Genomic DNA, 21,365 nt, shown 5'->3' with positions numbered 1-21,365 from the left:
CCCCGCGGGGGGTCCTGGGCGCGGGGGGGGGGGGGGGGGGGGGGGGGGGGGGGGGGCGCCCCCCCCCCCCCCCCCCCCCCCCCGGTCTCTCACCTGAGGGATGCTCAGGAGAACCTCTGGGGACCTATGAGTTGACCTGCGCGGTCACGAGGCTGGAGAAGGTGGTCAGCCGGGTGTAGACACCCGGGTAACCGGCCTCCGCACAGCCCTCTCCCCAAGAAGTGATCCCTGCCAGGACGCCCCCGATGAGCAGGGGACCGCCGCTGTCGCCCTGGCAGGTGTCTACGCCGCCGGATGTGTATCCGGCGCAAACCATGTCGCTCGCGACGAAGTCGGAGCCGTAGGAACTGGCACAGCTGGAGTTGGACACGATCGGCACGGTCGCGGTCCGCAGCTGGTTGGAGGAGCTGCCGCTCTCCGAGGTGGTGCCCCAGCCGACGATGCGGGCCGTGGTGCCGGCCGCGTACACGCTGGTCTGGGAGGAGGAGACGTACGACGCCGTCGTGTACGGCATCGAGGTCGACAGGGTCAGCACGGCCACGTCGTCGCCGTTGGTGGCGTCCGTGTAGCCCGGGTTGATCCAGATCTTGCTGACCTTGCTGACCGTGCCGTTGGTGCCGTTGAGGTAGGTGCGGCCGCCGACGACTCTCACGCTGCTGGTGGTCTCGCCGACCATGCAGTGGGCCGCGGTGACGACCTTGGTCGCGGAGACCAGGGTGCCGCCGCAGAACTGGTTCTGCGAGGCGTCCGTGATCTGCATCATGAACGGGTACGAGGTCGTGGTCGTCGTCGTACCGCCGACGATGGGCTGGGGAGCGGCGACGGCGGTGGGGGCGCCGAGCAACGCGGTGGCGACGGCAGCGGAGGCCGCCAGGGCCACCGCGCCGGCCTTCTTCGCACGGGTGAGACCGAACATCGGTGAGTCTCCTCAGGGTTGCCGGTGGGGGGTCGCGCGGGTGTGGGGGTTGGTACACGGGGGTCGCGGGACCGACCCCCGTATGCCCGGGCGAGCGGCATGTTCATAAGCTAGAACGCGGAAGTTCCCCTCCCCAATGAGGGAACCCCCTAAGGGAGTTGGGCAGGGAAAACCCTCGGTCGGCCCGGTGGGAAGCTGTTCTGACGGATCCTCGGCTACGGTCGGCGGCCCGCCGCCAGACGGACGATGTCCACGCGGGAGCGGATGCCGAGTTTGCGGTACACCCGGGTGAGCGTCGCCTCGACCGTCTTCACGCTGATGAACAGCCGCGCGGCTATCTCCCGGTTGGTGGCGCCCTCCATCACGAGCGCGGCCACCTGACGCTCCATCGAGGCGAGCCCTTCGAGGATGTCCGGTCCGTTCGTCGCCATGGTGGGCGCGGGCTCCGGATCCGCCGGCCGGGCCAGCGCGGCCGCCTCCACCTGGCGCAGCCACGGCAGCGCCCGGCAGCGCCTGAACAGCCGGGCCGCCTCGTCGTACGACGTCGGACCGGGCCGTCGGGTGCGCAACTGGGCCAGGACGAAGGCGGTTCGGGCCTCCTCGAGGCCGTAGCCCAGCTTGGCGAGACGATCCTGCACCGACGTCAACTGGACCAGCGCCGCCTCGTGTTCGCCGCGCGCCGCCCGCACCAGTGCCTCGGCCCGGTCCAGTACGGCGAGCACGCTCTCGCGGCCGAGCCGGAGCGCGTTCACCCGCGTCACGTCGACGACGTCCTGCGCCTCGCCGGTCTCCCCGGTGCGTACGAGGGCCTCGGCGAGGTCGCCCTGCCAGCGGCCGCGCGCCGGGTCCGTGATGCCGAGCCCGTGTTCCAGCTCGCGCACCCGGCGCAGCGAACGGACCGCGCCCTGCGCGTCCCCGGCGACGAGCTGCGCGTACCCGAGGGCGGCCAGGCCCCGGGACTCGTACATCTGGTCGCCGTTCTCCTCGGCGTGGTCGACCGCCTCCCGGGCCAGTTCGAGGGCCCGCTCGACCTGGCCGCCCGAGGCCTCGGCGAGGGAGGCGAGCACGGCCGAGGCCACCTCGCCGATCCCGGTGTCCCGGGCCATCATCAGGCTCTCCCGGGCCAGGTCGAGCGCCCGCCCGCAGTGCCCGGAGCGCAGTTCGGTCTCGGCGACCCCGCGCAGGAAGTGCACCTCGCTCTCGACCGACCCGCGCCTGCGCACCTCGCGCAGCAGCGCGGTGACCGTGGCGCGGGCCTCGGGCAGCTGGTCGCTCATGATCAGCCAGCGGAAGCGGGAGTAGCCGGCGCCGTTGTGATGGATGGCCACCCGGGGGTCCTGGGGTTCCTTCAGAGCGCGCTTGATGGTCGCGGGGGCGTCCGGGTGGCCCATCAGGGTCTCGATCTGGGCCTGGAAGGCCAGCGCCATCAGCTCGTTGTACCGGTCGCCGCCCTGCGCGGCCAGCGCCGCCGAGTGGGCGGCCTCCTCGCGGGCCTCGTCGAAGTCGCCCTCGACGAGCAGGGCCCGCCAGGCCAGCTGGTAGCGGATCAGGGCGAGCAGTTCGGGGTCGTCGCCCGCGTCGGCCAGGGCCTGCGGGAAGACCGCGTCGACCTCCGTCATGGCGTGGCCCGCGGTGTCGATCACGATGATCCAGGCCCGCACCCGGTCCGCGGGCACGGTGGCCCGGGTGAGCACGTCCCGGGCGATGTCCCGGGCGAGGTCCAGCTCACCGGCGGTGATCGCGTCCTCGGCCGCCGTCAGCCGGCGTACGTCGGGCGCGGGCACGCTGTCGGCCGGGGTGTGCCGGGCCGACAGCAGTCCGAGGGAGGCGGCCATCGATGGCGCGCCCCGGTCCCGGGCCAGGGCCGCGGCCTCGGCGAGCCGGGCGGCCACCTCCGGGTCGGTGCCGGTGGTCGCGAGGGCCAGGTGGCGGGCCCGCTCGATCGGGTCGGAGGCGGCCGTGGACAGCGCCCGGTGGGCGTCCCGCCGTTCCTGCGCGGGTGCCTCCGCGTACAGCGCGGCCGAGATCAGCGGATGCGCGAACCGTACGGCGGGCCCCTCGGCCTCCGTCGCGAGCAGGCCCAGCGCGGCCGCCTGGGCCATCTCGGCCTCGGCGTCCCCGCGGCCGGCCGCGTGCAGCAGGGCCGGGGTGGGACGGGCACCCGCGCTCGCCACCAGGAGGGTGCGCCGGGCCTCCTCGGACAGCATCTGCAGACGGCTGAGCACCAGGGCCCGCAGTGAGGTGGGCACCGGGAGCGGCTCACCGGGCCGGGGCGGGGTGGGGTTCTCGGAGAGCGCCCGGCCGAGTTCCAGGGCGTAGAAGGGGTTGCCGCCGCTGGTGCGGTGGATGTCCCGGACGGTGGAGCGCTGCAGGCCGGTGTAGCCGCGGTGGTCGAGCAGCGCGGCCACCTGGGCGCGGGTGAGCGGGTTGAAGCGGACGGCGAGAGCGTCCGGCGGCAACGCGCGTAGATGGCGGTCGTACTCGGGACCGTCGGTCCGGACCGCGCACAGCATCCGGACGGGGATGTCGCCGAGCCGGCGGGCGGCGAAGCCGAGCAGTTCCAGGCTCGCGGGATCCAGCCACTGCACGTCGTCCGCGACGACCAGGACCGGTCCCTCGGCGGCGAGGGCGCGCAGCGCCGACAGCACCGCCAGGCGCAGGGCGAGGCCGTCGCGCTGGAGGGTGGACTCGCCGCGTCCGGTCAGGGCCGACTCCAGCGCGGTGCGCTGGGCGGCGGGCAGTTTGTCGGAGATGTCGTCGAGGACCAGGCCGAAGAGGTCGGCCAGGGCGAGGAAGGGGAGGTGGGATTCCGACTCGGTGGCCGAGCAGCGCAACACGGTGTGGGCCGCTTCACCGTATTCCGCGGCCAGGGCCCGCAGCACGGTCGACTTTCCTATTCCGGCGGGGCCGTGCAGCAGCACGCTGCCGCCGCGGGCCAGTTGCTCACGGGCCTGGCCGAACAGTTCGTCCCGGCCGATGACCAGGTCGGGGCGGCATCTCGCAGGCTCCTGGAAGTCGCGTGGCACGGTCACCGCTCCCCTCCCTGTGTCGTGTCCTGGCCAATATTAGGCAAGGTGCTTCGAAATTCGGCGAGAAGATGCGGTGAGGGAAATAACAACCGTTCCGCATGGAGAAATTCAAAGCGCCCGTGAATGAATGAGATGTCTACGAATGTTACGGGAGCGGCCGGGATGTCACGGGAGCAGTCCTGCCCGGCGTGCGGCGACCACCGCCTCGCCACGCGTCCCGGCCCCGAGCCTGCGCATGGCCGACCGCAGGTACGCCTTGACCGTCTCGGCGCTCACGCCCAGCCGGTCCGCCGCCACCGCGTTCGTCGCCCCGGCCGCCACGCAGGACAGGACATCCAGTTCACGAGGCGCCAGCGCGACCCCCTTCGCGGGCACGGGCTCCGTGGTCAGCAGCGCGCAGGCGTCGAGCAGCTCGGCCCGCAGCGCGGGGTCGCCGATCCGCGGGGCCAGCGCCCGCAGCGCCGTGTGCGCCTCCCGGACCTGCTCCCACGCCGAGGCGTCACCGTGACCGGGCTCGGCCCGCGCCGCCGCCAGCACCTCCCGCGCCTCGTCGCCGACGACCAGGGCCTGCTCCACGTCCCGTGCCGCGTCCACCGCCGCCGTCAGGGTGCGGTCACCCAGAGGGCGGGCGTCGCGCAGGGCGCCGTACAGCACGCCCCGCACCCGGCGCCGTACGACCACGGGCACGGCCAGCACCGAGCGCAGTCCCTCCGCGGCGACCGCGGCGTCGTACTCATGGCTGATCTGCCGGGACAGGGTGTAGTCCGCCACGGCGCAGGGGCGGGCCAGCGCGACGGTCCTGCCGCCGAGGCCGTTGCCCGAGGTCACCGCGAGGGCCAGGAGCGAGGTGGTGGCCGTACCGCTCAGTTCGCTGATCCGGATCTGCGGGCGCCCTGACTCGACCAGTCCGCCGAAGGCGACCGGAAGGCCCGTGGTGCGCCGCAGCCGCGCGAGCGCACGCCGGATCTCCACCGCGCCGACCGCGTCCACTGTCACCTGTTCGTCCCCTCACCGCGGCACACACCCCCGTTCGGGGGTAGTGAGACCTGCATCACGGATTACACGATGGCAGAGAGCCGCCCGGCAATGGTCCGGTACGAGGAGGACGCAAGATGACGGCTACGGAGGACTTCCGCGGGGCGCGGGACTTCCTGCTCCAGCACCGCGAGGACTACGCCACGGCGTACGAGGGCTTCACCTGGCCCCGCCCGCGACACTTCAACTGGGCGCTCGACTGGTTCGACGTCATCGCGCGGGGCAACGACCGCATCGCCCTGCACATCGTCGAGGAGGACGGCAGCGAGGTCCGGCTGTCCTTCGCCGAGATGGCCGAACGCTCCGACCGGGTCGCGAACCTGCTGCGCGAGCGCGGGGTGGAGGCCGAGGACCGGATCCTCGTCATGCTGGGCAACCAGGCCGAGCTGTGGGAGACGGCCCTCGCGGCCATGAAGCTGCGCGCCGTCGTCATCCCGGCGACCCCGCTGCTCGGCCCCGCCGACCTGCGCGACCGCGTCGAGCGCGGCCGGGTGCGGCACGTCCTGGTGCGCGCCGAGGACGCCGCCAAGTTCGACGAGGTGCCCGGCGACTACACCCGCATCGCGGTCGGCGGCGTCCCGGAGGGCTGGCAGCCGTACGAGGACGCGTACGTCGCCTCCGCGGAGTTCCTGCCCGACGGGCCGACCCTCGCCGACGACCCGCTGATGCTGTACTTCACCTCCGGGACGACGGCCCGCCCCAAGCTCGTCGAGCACACCCACACCTCGTACCCGATCGGCCACCTGGCGACCATGTTCTGGATCGGGCTGACCCCCGGTGACGTGCACCTGAACATCTCCTCGCCCGGCTGGGCCAAGCACGCCTGGTCCAACCTGTTCGCGCCGTGGAACGCGGAGGCGACCGTCTTCATCCACAACTACACGCGCTTCGACGCGGGCCGCCTGATGTCCGAGATGGACCGGGCCGGGGTCACGACCTTCTGCGCCCCGCCGACCGTGTGGCGCATGCTCATCCAGGCCGACCTGACCCAGCTGCGCACCCCGCCCCGGGAGGTGGTCGCGGCCGGTGAGCCCCTGAACCCCGAGGTCATCGAGCAGGTCCGGCGGGCCTGGGGCATCACCATCCGGGACGGCTTCGGCCAGACCGAGACGGCCGTCCAGGTCTCCAACAGCCCCGGGCAGGTCCTGAAGACCGGCTCCATGGGCCGCCCGAGCCCCGGCTACAAGGTGGAGCTCCTCGACCCGGTGTCCGGCGCGCCCGGCGCGGCCGAGGGGGAGATCGCACTGGACCTCTCGGCCCGGCCGGTGGGCCTGATGACCGGCTACCACGGCGACCCGGACCGTACGGCGGAGGCGATGGCGGGCGGCTACTACCGGACGGGAGATGTCGCCTCGCGGGACGCGGACGGCTACCTGACCTACATCGGCCGCAGCGACGACGTCTTCAAGGCCTCCGACTACAAGATCAGCCCCTTCGAGCTGGAGAGCGCGCTCCTCGAACACGAGGCGGTGGCCGAGGCGGCCGTCGTGCCCGCGCCGGACGAGCTGCGGCTCGCGGTCCCGAAGGCGTACGTCGTGCTCGCGGAGGGCTGGGAGCCCGGCCCCGACACGGCCAAGGTGCTGTTCGAGCACTCCCGGGAGGCACTGGCGCCGTACAAGCGGATCAGGAGGCTGGAGTTCGCGGAACTGCCCAAGACGGTGTCCGGCAAGATCCGGCGCATCGAACTGCGTGAGGCGACGGCGGCGGGGTCGGACGCCGAGTACCGCGAGGAGGACTTCCGATGAACTCGTACACGCACGGGGTGGGCACGACGGAGCTGCTCGGCGACACCATCGGCGCCAACCTGGACCGGGCCGTGGCCACCTGGCCGGAGCGCGAGGCGCTCGTCGACGTGCCGTCCGGACGGCGTTGGACCTACACGCAATTCGGCGCCGAGGTCGACGAGTTGGCGTCCGCGCTGCTCGCCTCCGGGGTGGTCAAGGGCGACCGGGTGGGGATCTGGGCGATCAACTGCCCCGAGTGGGTGCTCGTCCAGTACGCCACCGCCCGCATCGGCGCGATCATGGTGAACATCAACCCGGCCTACCGCACGCACGAGGTCGAGTACGTCCTGGGCCAGGCGGGGATCTCCCTCCTCTTCGCCTCGCTCAGCCACAAGAGCAGCGACTACCGGGCGATGGTCGACGAAGTGCGGGGCAGATGCCGGGAGTTGCGGGAGGTCGTCTACATCGGGGACCCGAGCTGGGGGGAGTTGCTGGGAAGGGCGGTACCGGACACGGCGTACCCGGACCTGTCCTGCGACGACCCGATCAACATCCAGTACACCTCGGGCACGACGGGCTTCCCCAAGGGGGCGACCCTCTCCCACCACAACATCCTCAACAACGGTTACTTCGTCGGCGAGTTGATCTCCTACAGCGAGCAGGACCGGGTCTGCATCCCCGTTCCCTTCTACCACTGCTTCGGCATGGTGATGGGCAATCTGGCGGCGACCTCGCACGGCGCCTGCATGGTCATCCCGGCCCCGTCCTTCGACCCGGCGGCGACGCTGCGCGCGGTCCAGCAGGAGCGCTGCACCTCGCTCTACGGCGTGCCGACCATGTTCATCGCGGAGCTGAACCTCCCCGACTTCGCGACGTACGACCTCTCCACCCTGCGCACCGGCATCATGGCGGGCTCGCCCTGCCCGGTGGAGGTGATGAAGCGGGTGGTCGCCGAGATGCACATGGCGGAGGTCTCCATCTGCTACGGCATGACCGAGACGTCCCCGGTGTCCCTGCAGACCCGCAGGGACGACGACCTGGAGCACCGCACCGGCACGGTCGGCCGCGTCCTGCCGCACATCGAGGTCAAGGTCGTCGACCCGGCGACCGGGGTCACCCAACCCCGGGGCGTGGCAGGGGAGTTGTGCACTCGCGGCTACAGCGTGATGCTCGGCTACTGGAACGAGCCCGGGAAGACGGCGGAGGCCGTGGACCAGGGGCGCTGGATGCACACCGGCGACCTGGCGATGATGCGCGAGGACGGGTACGTCGAGATCGTCGGCCGCATCAAGGACATGATCATCCGGGGCGGCGAGAACATCTACCCGCGCGAGATCGAGGAGTTCCTCTACGGCCACCCGAAGATCGCGGACGTCCAGGTGGTCGGCGTCCCGCACGAGCGCTACGGCGAGGAGGTGCTGGCCTGCGTCATCCCACGGGACCCGGAGCACCCGCCGAGCCTCGAGGAACTGCGCGGCTTCTGCGAGGGACGGCTGGCGCACTACAAGATCCCGAGCCGGCTGCGGATTCTGGAGTCCTTCCCGATGACGGTGTCCGGGAAGGTACGCAAGGTGGAGCTGCGGCAGACGTACGCGGAGGGGTGAGCGCTCGCCGTTCGGTGCGGGGTCGGTTGTCTGACCGGTGGTGCGGGCGCTGATGAGGGGGGCGCCGGTGGGGGTGTCGCTCTCTGGTGTGTCCGCGAGGCGCCGGCCGCTTCGCGGGTGCGGCGCCCGTGTCCGGCGGCGCAGGCGCTTCGGCACCGAGCGATGCCCGCGACGGCTTTCGCCGTCCGTGAGCGCGGCCCGGACTGTCAGGTCCGGCAGGCCGTGCGCGGTCTCGGGGGTGCTCGGGTCACCGGGGCAGCCCCGTGCGGATGTGCACCGGGGACAGGCCATCTGCACAGCCGGTTCGGCCGGGAACGCGACGAGCCGGTTCGGCCGGGAACGCGACGAGGGGGACGCACCCCTCGACTCCCGGCACGTACGCGGGCCGGTCGGCGGATCGTCATCTCGCCGCCGCGCGCGGCGGCGCGAGAGCTGGCGCGCCCGCGGTCCGGCCCGGCGCTGCTGCGGGCGCCCCCAGCCCGACCGGGTGGCGCGAGCAGCGCGAGGAACCGACGTCTGCGGTCCGGCGAGGCGTGCTTGGTGCGGGCATCTCCAGGCCAGGCGAAGCGGCGCGAGGGACTGGCGCCGGCGGTCCGGCCGCGCCGGGTGCGGGCCGCGAGCACAGCTCGACGAGGGTCCGCCCGCGGGGACCTGGACGGCGTGCTGTCGATACGCCAGGTGCCCGACCCAGTGGGCCGCCCCCGAACCGCCGAAGGCCTACGCCCCGTCCAGTTCGTCCGCCAGGCTGTTCACCGGCCGCGGTGTGCCCGTCAGGTCCAGGACGAACAGGGGGACGCCGAGGGTGTCGGCGCTGGTGCGGGCCTCGGTGGTGTAGCCGGCCAGCGAGAAGTACACACAGTGCGCGGACTCCGTCATGGCCGTCAGCCACAGGCACTCCACGTCCCGCGGTGAAGCCCGCCGCACGGTCGGGTCCACCTGGGCCAGCAGCCCGCGGGCCGCGAGACCGATGCCGGACGGCGGCCGCTGGTCAGCGCGACGGATGTCCTGGTAGCCGAGCCGGCGCAGATACAGCGCGGTGGCGGTGACCGCGTCGCGCGCGGTGCGGATCGTGATCGGCTGGAAGGCTCGGCGCGGGGGAACGGGGGCGGCAACCTCCGGTTCCGCCCGCGGGCAGGTGTCCCCGGCCACCGGAATCCGCAGGACGGTCCCGCAGTCACAGCCCAGCTCCGGGTGCGGCCACTCGGCCTCGCGGCCGCAGACCGCGCACGCCACCGCGACCCACGCCTCGTCCCACATCTGGTGGGTGACGGCCAGGGGTGCGCCGTGCCGGTCCAGCGGCGGGCAGACCGGGGCGCCGCACGCGCACGGGTACGAGGGCGCGGCATAGAGGTGATCGCACCGGCAGACCGGACAGCGCACCGACACGCTTTCGGACATGGCCCACATCGTCCTCCAGTGCGCGCCCGGTTGTCTTCCCCTTGACGGTCTTCACCCGCACACCTACATTGCTTCCAGATAGCAGAAAAGTTATTCCGCATTACGGAAGTGCTTACCGCGGGGCGCGACGGGAGTACGCATCCGACAGTCGAAGCAGGAGTACTCGATGGCTCGTATGACCGCTGCCCGCGCGGCAGTTGAGATCCTCAGGCGCGAAGGTGTCACGGACGCGTTCGGTGTCCCCGGCGCGGCGATCAACCCCTTCTATGCCGAGCTCAAGGCCGCCGGGGGCATCCACCACACCCTCGCGCGCCATGTCGAGGGTGCCTCGCACATGGCCGAGGGCTATACCCGCACCCACGCGGGCAACATCGGCGTCTGCATCGGCACGTCAGGGCCCGCCGGCACCGACATGATCACCGGCCTGTACTCCGCGACCGGTGACTCCGTCCCGATCCTGTGCATCACGGGCCAGGCCCCGACCGCCGTGATCCACAAGGAGGACTTCCAGGCCGTCGACATCGCCTCCATCGCGCGGCCGGTGACGAAGATGGCGGTCACCGTCCTGGAGGCGGCCCAGGTCCCCGGCGTCTTCCAGCAGGCCTTCCACCTCATGCGCTCCGGCCGTCCCGGCCCGGTCCTCATCGACCTGCCGATCGACGTCCAGCTGACCGAGATCGAGTTCGACCCGCAGACGTACCAGCCGCTGCCGGTCTACAAGCCGGTCGCGAGCCGCGCGCAGATCGAGAAGGCGCTGGGTCTCCTCAACGAGTCACAGCGCCCGCTGATCGTCGCCGGCGGCGGGGTCATCAACGCCGACGCCGCCGAACTGCTCGTCGAGTTCGCCGAGTTGACCGGCATCCCGGTCGTCCCGACCCTCATGGGCTGGGGCGTCCTGCCCGACGACCACGAGCTGAACGCCGGCATGGTCGGCCTGCAGACCTCGCACCGCTACGGCAACGCCACCTTCCTGGAGTCCGACTTCGTCCTCGGCATCGGCAACCGCTGGGCCAACCGCCACACCGGCAAGCTGGACGTCTACACGGCCGGCCGGAAGTTCGTCCACGTCGACGTCGAACCGACCCAGATCGGCAGGATCTTCGCGCCGGACTACGGCATCGCCTCCGACGCCAAGGCGGCCCTGGCTCTCTTCGTCGAGGTGGCAGGGGAGTTGAAGGCGGCGGGCAGGCTCCCCGACCGCTCGGCGTGGGCGGCCGCGGCCCAGGAGAAGAAGGCGACCCTCCAGCGCCGTACGCACTTCGACGACGTCCCCATCAAGCCGCAGCGCGTCTACGAGGAGATGAACAAGGCCTTCGGGCCGGAGACCCGGTACGTCTCCACGATCGGCCTCTCCCAGATCGCCGGCGCCCAGATGCTGCACGTCTTCAGGCCGCGTCACTGGATCAACTGCGGCCAGGCGGGCCCCCTCGGCTGGACGATCCCGGCCGCGCTGGGCGTCGCCAAGGCCGACCCCGAGGCACAGGTCGTGGCCCTCTCGGGCGACTACGACTTCCAGTTCATGATCGAGGAGCTGGCCGTCGGAGCCCAGCACCGGATCCCGTACATCCACGTCCTCGTGAACAACTCCTACCTGGGCCTGATCCGCCAGGCCCAGCGCGCCTTCGACCTCGACTTCCAGGTCAACCTGGAGTTCGAGAACGTCAACTCCCCGGAACTGGGCGTCTACGGCGTCGACCACGTCAAGGTCGCCGAGGGCCTCGGCTGCAAGGCGATCCGGGTGACCGACCCGGCGGAACTGGGCGCGGCCCTGGAACAGGCGAAGAAGCTCGCCGCCGAGTTCCAGGTCCCGGTCGTCGTCGAGGCCATCCTGGAGCGGGTCACCAACATCTCGATGTCGACGACGAACGACATCGGCAACGTGGTCGAGTTCGAGGAGATCGCGACGGAGCCGGGTCACGCGCCGACGTCGGTCAAGCCGCTGAAGGTCTGACCCCGCACAGCTGAAGGGCGGTCCCACCGTGAAGGTCGGACCGCCCTTTCCCGTGCACGGCTCCCCCGAAGCCGTCCCCCGTCGCGATGCCCGCCGCCCCCGTGCCGGCGAACCTCGTGTGATGAGAATGCGCCCGGGAACGGGTCCGGAGAAGCCCCTGCATCAGGTTCAGAGGTTGATTTGAGGATTCCGTAGGCGGCCTACGACCGCTGCCGTACGCCCGCTCACCGCTCGATGTGCTCGGACAGTCCCGGCCAGTCGTCGGGACCGCCGCCCTGCCACTCCACGATGTCCTCGTCCTCGACCTCGATCCGGTCCAGGTCGGCGAGCCGGAGCAACTCCACGACGTCGTCCAGGTGTGAGGCGACGCCGAGGTTCTCGTCGTTCGCGGTGACGCGCCGTGACCCGTCCAGGGCGGGGGAGTGCACCACGACGTGCGGATGCTGTGCTGGATGTGCTGCCATGCCTTCAGAGTCCTGCGATCCGCGGAGATGCGCACCCCGGGAACGCGACTGAGCGCCGGATACGGGACTGTCCGTATCCGGCGCTCTGCCTTCCTGCCGGGTGTTGCCGGGACCGCGGCGGCCGCGACGGAACCGGGAACGCGCTCCTTCCCTCAGGTCGAAGAAGGAGGGCCGGGACCTTCACCACCGCACTGGCTCGCACGCCGCCGCGGTCCTCCCCGGACCGCACCCCGTACCGGGCGACCACCCCTCATCCGGGTCGCCCGGCGCGTCGGGCGCGCTCGGGGAGTCTCAGTACCGATGTGGTTCCGGGCGGCGCCACCGCCTGGGCGCGACAGGACAGATGTCAGCGATGGCGCCACCCGGAGTCTTCGGAGGTGTCAGACCTGGGCACCCGACAGCCGCTCCACGGCCCGCAGCAGCGCCGAGTGGTCCAGGCCCCCGTCGCCCTGCGCACGCAGACTGGCGACCAGCTGGGCGACGACGGCGCCGACGGGCAGGGCCGCGCCGACATTGCGGGCGGCGTCGGTGACGATGCCCATGTCCTTGTGGTGCAGGTCGATCCGGAAGCCCGGCTTGAAGTCGCGCTGAAGGAAGTTGTCCTTCTTGCGGGTCAGTACCGTCGAGCCGGCGAGCCCGCCGCCCAGGACGTCCAGCGCGGCCTTCAGGTCCACGCCCGACTTCTCCAGGAAGACCACGGCCTCGGCACACGCCTGGATGTTCACGGCGACGATCAGCTGGTTCGCGGCCTTCACGGTCTGGCCCGAGCCGTGCGGACCGCACAGCACGATGGTCCTGCCGAGTGCCTCGAAGAGCGGCTCGGCCTCGTCGAAGTCGGCCTGCTCACCGCCGACCATGATGGACAGCACGGCCTCGATCGCACCGGCCTCACCGCCGGACACGGGCGCGTCCAGAACACGGATGCCCTTCTCCTTCGCCGCCCTCGCCAGGTCCACCGAGGTCTGCGGGGTGATCGAGGACATGTCGATCAGCAGGGCGCCGGAGCGGGCGGTCTCCAGGATGCCCTCGGGGCCGTACGCGATGGCCTCCACGTGCGGAGAGGCGGGCACCATCGTGATGATCACGTCGGCGTCCCGCACGGCCTCGGCGATCGAACCGGCCGCGGTGCCACCGGCGGCGGCCAGCCGGTCCAGCTTGTCCTGTTCGAGGGTGAAGCCGGTGACGTCGTAGCCCGCCTTGACCAGGTTCTCGGACATGGGGGAGCCCATGATGCCGAGGCCTATCCAGGCGATCTTGGGGAGGTTGCTCATGATGGGGTGCCTCTCAGGCAAGGGGTCAGCGGGGCAGCCAGTCGAAGGCCTCGGCGCTCGGGCGGTCGCCCGGCTTGTACTCGAGGCCGACCCAGCCGTCGTAGCCCGCCTTCTTCAGCTGGTCGAGGAGGTCTTCGAGGGGCAGCGATCCGGTACCGGGCGCGCCGCGGCCGGGGTTGTCGGCGATCTGGACGTGCCCGGTCCTCGGGGTGAACTCCTCGATCACCGCCGGCAGGTCCTCGCCGTTCATGGACAGGTGGTAGAGGTCCATGAGGAAGCGCGCGTTGTCCAGGCCGGTCGCCTGGTTCACCTTGTCGACGATCCCCACCGCCGCGGGCGCGCTCACCAGTGGATACCGCGGCGACTCCGGCTGGTTGAGGGCCTCGATCAGGAGGATCGCGCCGATCCGGTCGGCCGCGCGGGCCGCGAGGACCAGGTTCTCCAGCGCGAGCGCGTCCTGCTCGGCCGGGTCCACGCCGTCGACGCGGTTGCCGTACAGGGCGTTGAGCGCCTTGGCGCCCAGGGCTCCGGCGAAGTCGGCGGCCACGTCGATGTTGGCGCGGAACCGGTCCGACTCCTCGCCCGGGATCGACAGGGCGCCGCGGTCCGGGCCGGGCAGCTCGCCGGCGTAGAAGTTCAGGCCCGTGAGCTGGACGCCCGCGTCCTCGATCGCCTGCTTCAGGGCGTCGAGCTCGGACCGCTCGGGGGTGGGGGTGTCGACCCAGGGCCACCACAGCTCGACCGCGGTGAAGCCGGCCGCGGCGGCCGCAGCGGGGCGCTCCAGGAGCGGGAGTTCCGTGAAGAGGATCGACAGGTTGACGTTGAAGCGCTGCTCCGTGAAGCCCATGGGGTCCTGGCGCTCCCTTCCGTGGCAAGTGTTTCCGTAATGTGGAAGTTGATTTCTGCTTATTGGAAGATTGCCGTCGGGTCGAAGGCGTTGTCAAGAGGGCCCGACGGAAAACGGCACCGCGGGTTAGGTTGTGCGCGTGCGATTGAGAGTGGAGTTCACGACCGAGCCGTTCGACCTGGACGAGGCCCCGGCGCACGCGCTCGTGGCCCGCGAGGTCATCGAGGCGGCCGAACTGGACGCGGTGGACGTCGGCCCGTTCGGCAACACGGCGGAAGGCGGCGCCGACGAGGTGCTCGCCGCCGTGGACGCCCTGCTGCGCAGGACCCTTGCCTCCGGCGCCACCCGGATCTCCCTCCAGGTCAACGTGGTCGGGGAGGCCGGCGCGTGAGCACCGACGAGCCGTTCATCACGGCGGTCAAGCCGCTGGTCGACGCCATGGGCGGTGAGCTGCTGCCGCCGGACGAGGCAGGCCCCGAGGACGTCGTGCTCTGCTGGGAGGGTGTCGACGTGGTCGCCGTACGGCTGCCGCAGCTCGCGGACTCACTCGACCACATCCTGGCCGCCATGGAGCGCAAGCAGGGCAAGCCGCTGGCCGACCTGGACCGAAAGGCCAAGCAGGAGGTCGTACGCATACTGGAGGCGCGCGGCGCCTTCTCCGTACGGCACGGCGTGGAGACCGTGGCGAGTGCCCTCGGGGTCAGCCGCTTCACGGTCTACAACTACCTGAACCGGGACAAAGCGTAAGCGGCGAGACCCGGCGGGTTTCGTAACCCCGAATTTTCAACAAAGTGTTGACGCGATGTCGCGCGGAGGCGTTAGCTGACTCCCGTGACTTCGACTTCCACGTCCCCCGGCCTGGCCCGGTTCAACGTCCTGGAGGAGCACGCGGCCCACGCGGCCCTCCTTGAGGCGTGCGCCTCGACGGCGTGGGTTCGGCGTCTGCTCGCTGCCCGCCCCTACGCGACCACGCAGGACCTCTACGCCACCAGTGACGCCGCCATGGCCGAGCTGACCGCCGACGACCTCGCGGAGGCCATGGCCGGCCACCCGCCGATCGGCCGCCCCAAGCCCGGCGACCCGGCCTCCGCCCGTGAGCAGCGCGGCATGGCGGGCGCCTCCGAGGAGCTGAAGGCGCAGATGCTGGAACTGAACCTGGCGTACCAGGAGAAGTTCGGCCATGTCTTCCTGATCTGCGCGACCGGTCTCACCGGCGAGCAGATGCGCGACGCGGTCAAGGAGCGGATCGGCAACGCGCCGGAGCGGGAACGCGAGATCGTCCGCACCGAGCTGGGCAAGATCAACCGTATCCGGCTCGCCCGCATCGTCGAAGAGGACGCCTGACCATGAGCACCAGCACCACCGCATCCGTGTCCACGCACATCCTGGACACCAGCGTCGGCCGCCCCGCCGAGGGCGTCGCCGTCCAGCTCGCGGCCCGCAGTGGCCGGGACGCCGAATGGCAGGCGCTCGGCGGCAGCGCGACCGACGCGGACGGTCGGTGCAAGAACCTGCCGGCGCTGCCGGAGGGAACCACCCATGTGCGGCTCGACTTCGAGGTCGAACCGTACTTCCTGAAGAAGCAAGCCGATGCGCAGCAGGACGCCCCCGCGAATCGGGACAGCGATGCGTTCTTTCCAGAGGTAGCGATCACCTTCGCCGTCAAGCCCGGCGAGCACTACCACGTACCGCTGCTGCTCAACCCGTTCGGCTACTCCGTATACCGAGGGAGCTAGCTACATGCCCATCCTGGGACAGAACCAGTACGGCAAGGCCGAGAACCGAGTCGTGAAGATCACGCGGGACGGCGCCACCCACCACATCAAGGACCTCAACGTCTCCGTGTCGCTGAGCGGCGACATGGACGAGGTCCACTACTCCGGCTCCAACGCCAACGTGCTGCCGACCGACACCACCAAGAACACGGTGTACGCGTTCGCCAAGGAGCACGGCATCGAGTCCGCCGAGCAGTTCGGCATCCACCTCGCCCGGCACTTCGTGGCCTCGCAGGAACCGATCAGGACCGCGCGGATCCGCATCGAGGAGTACGCCTGGGAGCGGATCGAGGCGGCCGGCGAGGAGGAACACTCCTTCGTCCGGCAGGGCCAGGAGACCCGCCTGACCCAGATCACGTACGACGGCTCCTCCTGGGAGGTCGTCTCCGGGCTCAAGGACCTGACCGTCATGAACTCGACCAACTCCGAGTTCTGGGGCTACGTCAAGGACAAGTACACGACCCTGCCCGAGGCGTACGACCGCATCCTGGCCACCGAGGTCTCCGCCCGCTGGCGCTTCAACTGGTCCGGCGACGAGCAGGAGATGCCGGACTGGGAGGAGTCCTACGAGCAGGTGCGGGGGCACATGCTGCGGGCCTTCGCCGAGACGTACTCGCTCTCGCTCCAGCAGACCCTGTACCAGATGGGCGCGCGGATCATCGAGAACCGCGGCGAGATCGACGAGGTCCGCTTCTCCCTGCCCAACAAACACCACTTCCTGGTGGACCTGGAGCCGTTCGGCCTCAAGAACGACAACGAGGTGTACCTCGCCGCCGACCGGCCCTACGGCCTGATCGAGGCGACCGTCCTGCGGGACGGCGTCGAGCCGAGGATCCCGGTGGACCTCACGAACCTCTAGCAACTCCATCGCGGCACCCGCGGCCGGGCAAGGGCTCCGGACAGGCCCTCCGGCCGCGGCACTCAAACTCCCGGGGTCCTGCCGTGCCCTCTCCACCACAGCGCAAAGGACGAACCATGGCAGCAGACCGGCGCATCGTCATCGAGAACTGTTCGATCGCGACCGTGGACGCGCACGACACCGAATACCCGAGCGGCCACGTCGTCATCGCCGGCAACCGCATCGAGTCGCTCGGCGCGGGCAGGGCCCCCGAGGGCCTGGAGAACGTCGACCGCCGTATCGACGCCACCGGCCACCTCGTGACCCCCGGCCTGGTCAACACCCACCACCACTACTACCAGTGGATCACCCGGGGCCTGGCCACCGACCACAACCTCTTCAACTGGCTCGTCGCCCTCTACCCGACCTGGGCACGCATCGACGAGCAGATGGTCTACGCGGCCGCCCAGGGTTCGCTGGCGATGATGGCCCGCGGCGGCGTCACCACCGCCATGGACCACCACTACGTCTTCCCGGCCGGCTCCGGCGACCTGTCCGGCGCGATCATCCGCGCGGCCCGCGAGACGGGCGTCCGCTTCACCCTCGCCCGCGGCTCCATGGACCGCAGCGAGAAGGACGGCGGCCTGCCCCCGGACTTCGCCGTCGAGACCCTGGACGGTGCCCTCGCCGCGACCGAGGCCACCGTCAAGGAGCACCACGACTCCTCCTTCGACGCGATGACCCAGGTCGCCGTCGCCCCCTGCTCACCGTTCTCCGTCTCCACCGAACTCCTGCGCCAAGGCGCCGAGTTGGCCCGACGACTCGGCGTACGGCTGCACACCCACGGCTCGGAGACCGTGGAGGAGGAGCAGTTCTGCAAGGAACTGTTCGGCATGGGCCCCACCGACTACTTCGAGTCCACCGGCTGGCTCGGCGAGGACGTGTGGATGGCGCACTGCGTCCACATGAACGACTCCGACATCGCCGCCTTCGCCCGCACGAAGACGGGCGTGGCCCACTGCCCCTCGTCCAACGCCCGGCTGGCCGCGGGCATCGCGCGGGTCCCGGACATGCTCGCGGCCGGTGTCCCGGTCGGCCTCGGCGTCGACGGCACGGCGTCCAACGAGTCCGGCGAACTCCACACCGAACTGCGCAACGCCCTGCTCATCAACCGCCTGGGCGCGCACCGGGAAGCGGCTCTGAACGCTCGGCAGGCGCTGTGCCTCGGCACGTACGGCGGCGCCCAGGTCCTGGGCCGCGCGGCGGAGACCGGCTCCCTGGAGGCGGGGAAGCTCGCCGACCTGGTGCTGTGGAAGCTCGACACCCTCGCCCACGCCTCCATCGCCGACCCGGTCACCGCCCTGGTCTTCGGCGCGGCGGCGCCCGTCACGGCCTCGTTCGTGAACGGCCGTCAGATCGTCGAGGGCGGCCGCCTGTTGCACGTCGACGAGGACCAGATCGCCCGCTCGACGCGGGAACAGGCCCAGCGGCTGGCCCGGATCGCCGGGCACTGAGTCTCGTACGGCATCGATCTCCGGCCGGGAGGGACGGCTCCTGGTCGGCAGCCGTGGACGCCCCGTGGTGTCCACGGCGGCCGTGGCCGGGGCGCGTTTTGGACGCACGCGCCCCGGAACGGTCTCCGTTCCCGGTCCCGCACGACCACTCGCACCACCTCCATGAAACCCACGTCAGTGCCGACGTGTAACCGCCCGGAGGCGAGCCGCAGTGTCAGTCCACCGTTCTTAAAGGCTGAGTGGGAGCGAGTCCTGTTGCCAGAACTCGTGCTCAGCCGGGTGCCCCGAACGGTGTTGGGCATCCTGGTCGCCCGCTTTCGCTCCACTACCAGGCGGCGCGCATCCGGTGCGCGATCCGGGAAGGTGGGGGCGGGGTTCCTCCCGCCACCGGGCCTTCGGTCGGGCCTGGATGGTCCGATGCCCACCACGATCACTCTGGTCGGGGTGGGGCGGTGCCGTCCGTCGCCGGATCGGGTGTCCGAGGGCGCGTCGCCCGACCGCGATGCTCGCCGCATCGTGCCGGGACGTCTTGCGTTGTGGGGTGGTCAGGGGTTTCTGCCAGTGCTGGGCACCCCAGCGGGAGGTGTACGCCGGATCGACCGCAACGATCGCGATGCCCTGTTCGGCGGTCATCGAGACGAGGCGCGCTTTGAGTTTGGCGGTGGGGAAGCGGGAGATGAGGCGGCGGAAGCGTTTGTTGCGGCCGTGCTTCTCGCGGCTGTTGCCGTCGGTGAAGTCGAGGTCCTCGATGGCGATCGCGGCGGCCCCGCAGCGTCGGGCGTGGTGCAGCAGCCGGGTCAGGGCGTGCCGCCAGCCCCTGCCGGGAGCGCTCCGCGAGATCACCCGCGGCCAGCGACCCCAAGTAGACGCCGACCTCGGTGAGCACCGCCGCGTCCGCATCCGACACCCGCAACCGGTCCCGGATCGCCACTCCGGCCGGGCCGGGCACCACGAACGACGCCGACAACTCCCGCAGCCCGCCCACTCGTACCCCCGTTCAGCCGAAGATTCCCGTCACGGCAGTCAACGAGTAGCCTGCGCAAAGGTCACCCATTCGATCCGGGAACTCCCGTTCCCCTCCCATAGAACCAAGGTCCCCACCACGCCCCGGTGTGGAGGAGACCCCTTGACACACGAGGAACAACCGCATCCAGCCCCGCCCCTTACTCACACTCGCGGAAATCCACCTCGGCCGGGGCGCGGACGCCCAGGGCGTCACCCACCCCATGGAGGCCGTCTCCGCTCAGCCGATCTCGTAACTGTCCCCGTACACCTTCCACTTGAGCGGCGTGTCCAGGTCGAGATTGCCCTGCTCCAGGAAGACCCGCTGGGCGGTCTCGACCCGGCTCACGTCACGGTGGGCCGCCTCCTGGCGCATCGCCCACACCCGGGCGTCCAGGAAGGCGTGCAGATAGGCGGTCTGGTCACCGCCGTCCGCCGGGGTGTCCGCGCCCTGCCGGGCCCGGCCGCGGATGCCGCCGAAGCTCAGGGGGTCGGTGCCGGGGCCGTGCATCACCATCGCGTCGTAGTAGACGAACTGGCCGAGCGTGCCGAGACCGTCCCGCTTGGCGCGCGCGACCGCCGGATCGAAGTAGCCGCGGTCCCGCTCGTCCCGCTGTGCCGTGCGGAACGCGGAGGTCTTCGCCGCGGTCCGCCAGGCCGCCGGAAAGCCCGGGTCCAGCCCGTCGTGCGAGGCGGTGCCGTCCACCGCGCGCAGGGCGGCCAGATACGGGGCCAGGGGGTTGCCGGGGACCCGTTCCGTGTACAGCTCGACCAGCGCCAGCATGTCGCTCGTACCGGAGCAGAAACCGATGATGCCTGCGGTGTAGCCGCGGCCGTCCCCGATGTCCTCGACGTACGCGTACTGCGCCTGCCAGTCCAGCGAGGAGTTCTCCGCGCTGGACACCAGCCGCATCGCGAGGTCCTTCTTGACCGGGTCGTCGAGCCCGGCCGCGTCCGCGGCCCCGGCGGACGGCCACCGGGAGCAGCTCAGCACTCCGGCTCCGAGGGCGGCGAGCAGGGTGCGGCGGGCGGCTGTTCCGGACAGGAAGCCCACGTCGTCTCCAAACCAGGCGCTGTGATGGGCAGTTGAGGGTTGCGGGCCGACTTGGGAATGCCGTGGGTGGCCGACGGCAGGACACTGTGAAGTCGGGTCACTGGCTGTCGATCACCTGGCAGGCGCGGGGGGCGGGAAGCCGTCCGGTGAAGTACGAGCGCGGCGGCACGCCCATCAGGGTGCGGAAGTCGGCCGTCATGTGGGACTGGTCGTAGTAGCCGGTGACGGCGGCCAGTTCGGCCGAGGCCAGCTCGCCGGCATGGGCGAGCACGGCGCGGACGCGGTCGATGCGGGCGTAGTGCTTGGGCGAGAGCCCCACCCCCTCGCTGAACAGATTGCGCAACTGGCGCTCGCTGACGGCGAGTTCACGGGCCACTTCGCCGACAGGACCGGGTGTGCGACCCGAGCGGACGGACAGCGCGGCGACCGCGGCCCGCAGCAGCTCGGCGCGTGCCCCGTCGGCCGCCGTGGGCAGCCGGTCCGGGAGAACGTCCGCGAGCCGGACGGCCACCTCCTCCGGCTCCAGCCGGGCGAGCTCGTACGCAAGTCGCCGCGCGGCCGGGCCGGGCAGTGCGGCCAGCGGCACGATCCGTCCGACGAGGGCGACCGCGGGGACGCCCAGCAGCGGGCGGACGGAGCCGGGCGCGAGCCGCACCTCCACGCAGGACACGTCCGTCTTGCCCTCGTGATAAGTGGCCCGGACGCGGGGCCCCGATACCAGCAGGGTGGGCCGGCCGCGCGCCTCGCTGCGGACGATCACCTTGGTCGTGGGGTCCGGCAGCTGGACGAACGGCTCCCGGGGATCCGCCACCACGGCCGGGACCCCGATCCCGGCGATCCACGGACCCGGCGCGTCGGGGGTGCGCAGGGCCCGCTCGGAAACGGAGTTGGTCACGCATCCACCGTAAGCGGGGGAACGGGGGGTTCGGGGGCGCGAAACGTG

Annotated in this window: 19 protein-coding genes and 1 pseudogene; 10 read left to right on the top strand and 10 right to left on the bottom strand. The window is 71.2% G+C overall.

All coding sequences use genetic code 11. From position 1 onward, the window contains the following. Positions 1-124: 124 nt before the first annotated feature. The 3 genes from ABZT06_RS28270 to ABZT06_RS28260 all read right to left on the bottom strand — a co-directional run bounded on the left by ABZT06_RS28270 (position 125) and on the right by ABZT06_RS28260 (position 4,941). Complete coding sequence (locus tag ABZT06_RS28270; RefSeq protein WP_355746671.1) at positions 125-916, bottom strand: serine protease; 792 nt, start codon at positions 914-916, stop codon at positions 125-127. A 215-nt stretch (positions 917-1,131) separates the two neighbouring features. Then, entirely contained in the window at positions 1,132-3,948 is a 2,817-nt protein-coding gene (locus tag ABZT06_RS28265) for an AAA family ATPase (protein WP_355746668.1), read from the bottom strand. A gap of 162 nt (positions 3,949-4,110) precedes the next feature. Beyond that, the gene (locus tag ABZT06_RS28260) at positions 4,111-4,941 is read right to left on the bottom strand and encodes a helix-turn-helix transcriptional regulator (protein ID WP_355746665.1); all 831 of its coding nucleotides are present in this window, start codon (positions 4,939-4,941) and stop codon (positions 4,111-4,113) included. 116 nt (positions 4,942-5,057) lie between these two features. Here ABZT06_RS28260 and ABZT06_RS28255 point away from each other — a divergent pair, with 116 nt between their 5' ends. Together ABZT06_RS28255 and ABZT06_RS28250 are read left to right on the top strand one after the other, a co-directional pair. Next, positions 5,058-6,725, top strand: coding sequence for an AMP-binding protein (locus ABZT06_RS28255; protein WP_355746662.1), 1,668 nt, complete (start codon positions 5,058-5,060; stop codon positions 6,723-6,725). Then, positions 6,722-8,308, top strand: a complete 1,587-nt coding sequence (locus ABZT06_RS28250; RefSeq protein ID WP_355746659.1) for an AMP-binding protein — start codon at positions 6,722-6,724, stop codon at positions 8,306-8,308. Before ABZT06_RS28255 ends, ABZT06_RS28250 begins: the two co-directional genes overlap by 4 nt. A gap of 717 nt (positions 8,309-9,025) precedes the next feature. On the opposite strand, the gene ABZT06_RS28245 is transcribed toward ABZT06_RS28250, so the two are convergent. Beyond that, the gene (locus ABZT06_RS28245; protein WP_355746655.1) at positions 9,026-9,715 is read right to left on the bottom strand and encodes a hypothetical protein; all 690 of its coding nucleotides are present in this window, start codon (positions 9,713-9,715) and stop codon (positions 9,026-9,028) included. Between the two features lie 157 nt (positions 9,716-9,872). Here ABZT06_RS28245 and gcl point away from each other — a divergent pair, with 157 nt between their 5' ends. Further along, entirely contained in the window at positions 9,873-11,657 is a 1,785-nt protein-coding gene (gene gcl, locus ABZT06_RS28240) for a glyoxylate carboligase (protein WP_355746652.1), read from the top strand. A 224-nt stretch (positions 11,658-11,881) separates the two neighbouring features. Here gcl and ABZT06_RS28235 read toward each other — a convergent pair whose 3' ends face one another. From ABZT06_RS28235 to ABZT06_RS28225, 3 genes are all read right to left on the bottom strand, one after another. Further along, the gene (locus ABZT06_RS28235; protein WP_355746649.1) at positions 11,882-12,121 is read right to left on the bottom strand and encodes a hypothetical protein; all 240 of its coding nucleotides are present in this window, start codon (positions 12,119-12,121) and stop codon (positions 11,882-11,884) included. A 380-nt stretch (positions 12,122-12,501) separates the two neighbouring features. Then, positions 12,502-13,392 carry a 2-hydroxy-3-oxopropionate reductase gene (locus ABZT06_RS28230; protein WP_355746646.1) on the bottom strand — a complete coding sequence of 297 codons (891 nt, stop codon included), beginning with the start codon at positions 13,390-13,392 and terminating at the stop codon, positions 12,502-12,504. A 25-nt stretch (positions 13,393-13,417) separates the two neighbouring features. Continuing rightward, the gene (locus ABZT06_RS28225; RefSeq protein WP_355746643.1) at positions 13,418-14,239 is read right to left on the bottom strand and encodes a TIM barrel protein; all 822 of its coding nucleotides are present in this window, start codon (positions 14,237-14,239) and stop codon (positions 13,418-13,420) included. A gap of 139 nt (positions 14,240-14,378) precedes the next feature. Here ABZT06_RS28225 and ABZT06_RS28220 point away from each other — a divergent pair, with 139 nt between their 5' ends. The 6 genes from ABZT06_RS28220 (at position 14,379) to ABZT06_RS28195 (ending at position 18,366) form a co-directional block, all read left to right on the top strand. After that, positions 14,379-14,630: a hypothetical protein gene (locus tag ABZT06_RS28220; protein ID WP_355746640.1), complete on the top strand. Its 252-nt coding sequence runs from the start codon at positions 14,379-14,381 to the stop codon at positions 14,628-14,630. A gap of 47 nt (positions 14,631-14,677) precedes the next feature. Then, positions 14,678-14,986, top strand: coding sequence for a helix-turn-helix domain-containing protein (locus tag ABZT06_RS28215; protein ID WP_355746704.1), 309 nt, complete (start codon positions 14,678-14,680; stop codon positions 14,984-14,986). Positions 14,987-15,070: 84 nt separating this feature from the next. Next, a complete protein-coding gene (gene uraD / locus ABZT06_RS28210) occupies positions 15,071-15,583 on the top strand; it encodes a 2-oxo-4-hydroxy-4-carboxy-5-ureidoimidazoline decarboxylase (RefSeq protein ID WP_355746637.1) in 513 nt (170 codons plus the stop codon). 2 nt (positions 15,584-15,585) lie between these two features. Continuing rightward, positions 15,586-15,975, top strand: a complete 390-nt coding sequence (uraH, locus tag ABZT06_RS28205) for a hydroxyisourate hydrolase (protein WP_355746633.1) — start codon at positions 15,586-15,588, stop codon at positions 15,973-15,975. Between the two features lie 4 nt (positions 15,976-15,979). Beyond that, positions 15,980-16,873 carry a factor-independent urate hydroxylase gene (gene pucL, locus ABZT06_RS28200; RefSeq protein WP_355746630.1) on the top strand — a complete coding sequence of 298 codons (894 nt, stop codon included), beginning with the start codon at positions 15,980-15,982 and terminating at the stop codon, positions 16,871-16,873. A 116-nt stretch (positions 16,874-16,989) separates the two neighbouring features. Continuing rightward, complete coding sequence (locus ABZT06_RS28195; RefSeq protein ID WP_355746627.1) at positions 16,990-18,366, top strand: 8-oxoguanine deaminase; 1,377 nt, start codon at positions 16,990-16,992, stop codon at positions 18,364-18,366. Positions 18,367-18,594: 228 nt separating this feature from the next. Here the strand turns inward: ABZT06_RS28195 and ABZT06_RS28190 are convergent. Further along, positions 18,595-19,176: pseudogene (locus ABZT06_RS28190) on the bottom strand (IS200/IS605 family accessory protein TnpB-related protein); the annotation flags it as partial. Positions 19,177-19,244: 68 nt separating this feature from the next. On the opposite strand from ABZT06_RS28190, the gene ABZT06_RS28185 reads away from it, so the two are divergent. Then, positions 19,245-19,400, top strand: a complete 156-nt coding sequence (locus tag ABZT06_RS28185; protein ID WP_355746624.1) for a hypothetical protein — start codon at positions 19,245-19,247, stop codon at positions 19,398-19,400. Positions 19,401-19,609: 209 nt separating this feature from the next. On the opposite strand, the gene ABZT06_RS28180 is transcribed toward ABZT06_RS28185, so the two are convergent. Then, on the bottom strand, positions 19,610-20,422 hold the full coding sequence (locus ABZT06_RS28180; RefSeq protein WP_355746621.1) for a chitosanase: 813 nt from the start codon (positions 20,420-20,422) through the stop codon (positions 19,610-19,612). A 97-nt stretch (positions 20,423-20,519) separates the two neighbouring features. Beyond that, on the bottom strand, positions 20,520-21,317 hold the full coding sequence (locus ABZT06_RS28175) for a helix-turn-helix domain-containing protein (protein WP_355746618.1): 798 nt from the start codon (positions 21,315-21,317) through the stop codon (positions 20,520-20,522). Positions 21,318-21,365: the final 48 nt, after the last annotated feature.

Source organism: Streptomyces sp. NPDC005483 (genome assembly GCF_040606035.1).
Taxonomy (GTDB): Bacteria; Actinomycetota; Actinomycetes; order Streptomycetales; family Streptomycetaceae; genus Streptomyces.
This window is presented reverse-complemented; position numbering and strand designations above follow the sequence as displayed.